Genomic DNA, 5,144 nt, shown 5'->3' with positions numbered 1-5,144 from the left:
AACCGGTCAGGCTGCCCAACACTTGCTCGACCGCGTCGAGCAGCGGTGCGAACGCGGGGATCTCGTTGCTCTTCGCGCTCACGGTGACCTGGGCCAGGACGATGCCGGTGCTGGTGTCCAGCGCGGAGAGTAGGTGAACCTGACCACCGTCGGCACGGCGGGCTCCCCGCAGCGTTTTCCCGTCCACGGCGATCACCGTCCGATACCGGTGCGGCCGGGGTGTGACCGGCCGGGCGCGGACCTTCAGCCAACCCGCGAGGACGGTAGACAACAACTGATCGTCGAGGCGGGTCAGCAACCGCCATACCGTCGTACCCGCCGGCACCCCATGGCCGAAGCCGAGCCGGTCGCGGGCCTGCTCATCCAGATCGTGCAACCAATCGGTGATCGCGGCGAACGACGACGCCCCCGCGAGGACCGCGCACACCGCGACCGCGAGCAAACCCGACAGCGGGTAACGCACTCCCCGTGGATCTCGAGGATCCGGGACCGCCGCCAAGGCGTGTAGCAGTCCCGTTGTCTCACCTGCGGTAACGGACGGTGGTGACGTGCCAGGGGCGCCGGCGACCGAAGACAGCGCGGGGATCAGGCATGATGACATCGGCGGGTGAGGTCCTCGGGGTGTCGTGAAGCCTAGAGAACTCCATGATCACCGACGCGATCTCACCCGCTCTTCCTGCCTCCACAGAGGCCACTCACCCCGTAGATTCCCAGCTCAGGGCACCCACCGATCGACTACGCAATCGCCCTGGCCCGGCGGGCCCCATCTATTGAGGGTGCGCCATTCTTAAGTGGCGCGTTCGCCTCGGCGAAAAGGAGGCACAGTCATGCGGTTGAGCCCACTGATTACAGCGGTTCTCGTCGCTCCTGTGGCGGCGCTCGCGGGCGCTGTCGGCAGTGGTCCCGCCGACCACGAGGAGACTCTGCGGCTGCTGGACACCGGTGCCACCATCGACGCGTTCCTCAATGGTGGCGACCCGAGTCACACCGGCGACCGGGAGGTCTTCCGCGACACGCTTGTCTGGGCCAAGGATCAGAGTCCTGCGGGCAAGGCGGAAGGGCACTGCACCGTGATCGAAGCTTCCACCGCGACGACGACCTGCACGACCGTCACAACCTTGCAACATGGAACCATTACCACCGAAGGCGTTGGCGCTTTCGTACAAGGCGCCACCAGCATCGCGGCGATAACCGGGGGCACCGGCGCCTACGAAGGCGCCAAGGGCCATGCCACCTTCCTGTTCAACCCCGCCGCTCTTTCGCCGGTGACCTTCGTGCTGTCCCGGCGCTGACTGGGTTTCACCGCGTATCGAAGTCCCGGCTGACCCGCGGCTCCACCTGCACGTCCGGGCACATGCGGCAGCGGATGACCAGGTGGCCGCCGCATCGGCACGGCCAACAGTCCCGCATCGGCGTGGTCGCCGAGCCGCCGGCGTAGCCGTGCCCGTTGTGGCACTCCTGCAGCTCGTCGCCGACAAGCTCGCGGACCTGGCGACGGGGAAGGCGACCACGTGCGGGTCCGCGCGGGCCCGGTCGATCAGGCGGCGCAGCTCGGCGGGGGAATCGGCGACGCGCTCGACGACGGTCACGCCGGCCGGGCTGTTGTCGGCCCGGTCCCAGCGGATCGTGATGTGCCAGCGCGTTCGCCACTCCACGCAGAGCAGACTACTCGAACACTTGTTCACGTGCGGGTCGGCCGAGCCACGGTCTCGCTGAATTTGCTGGTGGTTTCCCCGCGGGCGCGGGCTGCGGACGCGTACGGGCACGTCCGCATCCCAGCCGGCGTGATCCCGGCGTTAGGTTTCGAGGGTCAGTTGCGGCCGGCCATGATGTCGACGTCGGCGATGGCGCCGGTCATCCAGCGGAGGCACCCAGCCGGACGCCCCGAACCTAGTCACGGTAGAACTGGTCGGTCAAGTACACTCTTGGAGTCAAGCGGGTGCTACTGTGCCGGCGACGTACCCCAGGTCACCCACCGTGACGACGGCAGCCAGCCGGCCACTCCGGACATCTTTTCCGGACTTGATGGTCCACAAAAGATGGGGGCTGCGGGAATACAACCGGCCCGTAGGGTGTCTGTACATTTGCGCGTCCAGGAGCGTTTCACCTGGTTCCCCAGCTTCACGCCGAAAGGCCGGGAAGGGAGAGCTGTGCCCCAGCAGACCCAGTACCACAAGAACCCGGAGGCCGTTTCGCGGCTCGACCCGGAGCAGTACCGCGTGACCCAGCAGGACGGCACCGAGCGCCCGTTCGCCAACGCCTACTGGGACAACCACGAGCCCGGCATCTATGTCGACGTCGTGTCCGGCGAGCCGCTGTTCGCATCAGTCGACAAGTACGACAGCAACTCTGGCTGGCCGAGCTTCACGAAGCCGATCGCCAAGACGAACGTCATCGAGCGCGAAGACGCCAGCCACGGGATGATCCGGACTGAGGCCCGCTCGCTGCACGGGGACAGCCACCTCGGCCACGTCTTCAACGACGGTCCCCCCGACAAGGGTGGACTGCGCTACTGCATCAACTCCGCGTCGTTGCGGTTCATCCACCTCGATGACCTAAAGAACGCAGGGTACGGCGAATACCGCACCCTGTTCACGGGTGACACCAACACTGACGCCGACGACAAGTAAGGAGACGACGTGACCAACGAAAAGGTGATCCTCGCCGGCGGCTGTTTCTGGGGCATGGAGGAGCTGTTCCGCCACCAGCCCGGCGTCGTGTCCACGCGGGTCGGCTACAGCGGCGGCGACGTCCCGAACGCCACCTACCGCAACCACGGCACCCACGCGGAGTCCATCGAGGTCGTCTACGACACCGAGAAGACCGACTTCCGCGCACTGCTCGAGTTCTTCTTCCAGATCCACGACCCCTCGACGAAGAACCGCCAGGGCAACGACATCGGCACCAGCTACCGCTCGGCGATCTTCTACACCAGCGACGAGCAGAAGCGGGTCGCCGAGGACACGATCGCCGACGTCGACGCCTCGGGCCTGTGGCCCGGCAAGGTCGCCACCGAGGTCACCCCGGCAGGCGACTTCTGGGAGGCTGAGCCCGAGCACCAGAACTACCTGCAGACCTACCCCAACGGTTACACCTGCCACTTCCCCCGCCCCGGGTGGAAGCTCCCGAAGCGGGCGACGGCCTGACACCCCCGGCGCGCGGACCCCGGGTCCGCGCGCCGGCCCGGGGCCGAGGTGGTCGGCCTGGACGAGGACTCGGCCGGATGGGTGCAGGCTCTCTCCGGCACCGGTGCCGATCGAGACGTGGCATTCGACCGGCTGCACGAGATGCTGGTGCGCGCGGCATTGCGGGAGGTGCGCCGGCGCGCGACGCGCTCCCCGGTGACCGGGCCCGCGCTGACCGACGTCGCCCACCAGGCTGCGTCCGACGCGACGGTGGCGATCCTCGCCAAGCTGGCGACGCTCCGTGGCGAGAGCCGCTTCACCACCTGGGCGTACCGTTTCGTCGTGCGCTACCCACCTGCGAGCGTCGGTGTGCCGAGGCGTCGCTCTCCCTACCACACGCCGCTCGAGTGCCCAGGGTCGCCGTGTGAGCGGCCGTGAGCCGTTGTAAGCGGTCGTGAGTGGGTGGGCACCGAGCCAGGGCAGGTCTTGGGTGTCCCCATGGCGGTGCCAGCAAGGGTGGCCCGAGCGGAGCCGAGGGGGACCGACTCGCCCTGGATGCGGCGGGTCCGGTGGCCAGTGAGGTCGACCTCGCCAACGGCAACCTTGCGCATCCGCCTGGCGTCAGTCGTGACGGCTGCCGAGCGGCAGCGGCCGTCGCGCCCAGGCGGGGCCTGCGGCCCGTTCAGCGCAGCTTGAAGACGTACAGCAAGTTCTAACCGCCTGGCCGGCAGCTAGCTGTCCGGTCTCAGGACCTGCGTGACATATCGGTATCAGGACCTGGGTGGTGACACTCCGCCCTCTGTAGCACCGGCCCGACGCTTGGCCAAGGTCGACGAGCTAATCCGATTCAGCGGCGACGGATGGAAGGACCTCGCCGGCCTCGACCGTCGCCCGTCCGGTAACGCGGGCCGCTCGATTCCAGGCCACGGCAGCACGTCCGCAGTCACCACCGCTGCGCGCATGGCAGAATGCTTCAAATCTGGGGCAAAGTTGGCAGACGGGCGAGCCGATGACGACGAGGCGGCCGAACTGCCGCGGAAAGCCGGGGATCCGCAGCGGGCCACGTTCCTGGAACTCTTCTTCGACCTGGTGTTTGTCCTCGCGCTCGCTCAGCTCTCGCGCGGCCTGGCCGAGGATCTCGGGTGGAGTGGCGCCCTCCGGACGCTGGTGCTGTTGGGGGCCCTGTGGTGGGTCTGGTCCAGCACCGCGTGGCTAACCGACCGGACGGACCCGCAACGACCGGTGATCCAGGCCCTGGTCATCGCGACCATGACTGGCGCGGTAGCTACGACTGGGGCGTGGTCAACGACAAGACCGCACAGCTGATGGGCGGCGTCTCCGCCCACGCCGGGCGTTCTCCTCCGCACAGGATCTGGCGCTGTTCGGCCACACGCTGCTCAACGGCGGCCGGTACGGCGACGCGGGTGCTCAGCCCCGCGGCGGCCAAGCTGTTCCCGCCAGCGAGACCGCGTGCACTATCGGCGGCGTCATCGCCAATAACTCCAGCGGCATGTCGTGCGGCACCGAGTTCAACACGTACCCGCACCATCCAGTCGATGGTGTTCGTGCTGCCGAGCCGTGATCGACTCGGCCCCGCCCGACGCCGACGCGCACCTGCACGCCCGGGAGCCGGATCTCCACGAGGGACTGCTACGACTGGCGGCGCGGGTGAAGGCCGATCCGGACGCCGTCTGCACCATCGAGTCGCAGTTCTCCATGAAAAAAACGATGGGGTACGGCCTCAACGCGCTATTCGCAGGTCATCCCTGAAGGAGTGGGGCCGTGTCAACCCGCGACCGCCGGGGTGGTTGTGGCCGGTTTCTGCCGGTTTCCCGGCTCGGTGCAGACAAACGCCAGCGAGGGGTCGGGGTCAAGGCTCGACCGCAGGTCGACCCCGTCAGGGGCTTGGCCTTGATGCCGGCTCCGGGTGGCGCATGATCGTGGCGCCGGGAACAGGGGGTTCGGTTGTGGGGGCCGTCTCTCCAACGTCCGGTGTGGACGAGGTGGCAACTGTCAGAA

The 5,144-nt window shown here is 67.8% G+C and carries 7 protein-coding genes; 6 read left to right on the top strand and 1 reads right to left on the bottom strand.

Annotated features, from left to right (window positions below):
- Window positions 1-463 (bottom strand): ISAs1 family transposase (locus tag DKT69_RS34580; RefSeq protein ID WP_236648550.1); only part of this gene is annotated, 463 nt, incomplete at its 3' end.
- Window positions 464-833: 370 nt separating this feature from the next.
- Here DKT69_RS34580 and DKT69_RS34575 point away from each other — a divergent pair.
- From DKT69_RS34575 to DKT69_RS39280, 6 genes are all read left to right on the top strand, one after another.
- Complete coding sequence (locus tag DKT69_RS34575) at window positions 834-1,292, top strand: allene oxide cyclase barrel-like domain-containing protein (protein WP_161558009.1); 459 nt, start codon at window positions 834-836, stop codon at window positions 1,290-1,292.
- A gap of 858 nt (window positions 1,293-2,150) precedes the next feature.
- A complete protein-coding gene (msrB, locus tag DKT69_RS34565) occupies window positions 2,151-2,630 on the top strand; it encodes a peptide-methionine (R)-S-oxide reductase MsrB (RefSeq protein ID WP_236648548.1) in 480 nt (159 codons plus the stop codon).
- 9 nt (window positions 2,631-2,639) lie between these two features.
- Window positions 2,640-3,146, top strand: a complete 507-nt coding sequence (gene msrA / locus DKT69_RS34560) for a peptide-methionine (S)-S-oxide reductase MsrA (RefSeq protein ID WP_109805586.1) — start codon at window positions 2,640-2,642, stop codon at window positions 3,144-3,146.
- Between the two features lie 48 nt (window positions 3,147-3,194).
- Window positions 3,195-3,563, top strand: coding sequence for a hypothetical protein (locus tag DKT69_RS34555; protein ID WP_109805585.1), 369 nt, complete (start codon window positions 3,195-3,197; stop codon window positions 3,561-3,563).
- Window positions 3,564-3,944: 381 nt separating this feature from the next.
- A complete protein-coding gene (locus DKT69_RS34550; RefSeq protein WP_236648539.1) occupies window positions 3,945-4,451 on the top strand; it encodes a low temperature requirement protein A in 507 nt (168 codons plus the stop codon).
- A 252-nt stretch (window positions 4,452-4,703) separates the two neighbouring features.
- A complete protein-coding gene (locus tag DKT69_RS39280; RefSeq protein WP_201750003.1) occupies window positions 4,704-4,895 on the top strand; it encodes a hypothetical protein in 192 nt (63 codons plus the stop codon).
- The last annotated feature ends 249 nt before the right edge of the window (window positions 4,896-5,144 follow it).

The sequence above is a fragment of the Micromonospora sicca genome (genome assembly GCF_003172935.1).
Classification (GTDB): domain Bacteria; phylum Actinomycetota; class Actinomycetes; order Mycobacteriales; family Micromonosporaceae; genus Micromonospora; species Micromonospora sicca.
This window is presented reverse-complemented; position numbering and strand designations above follow the sequence as displayed.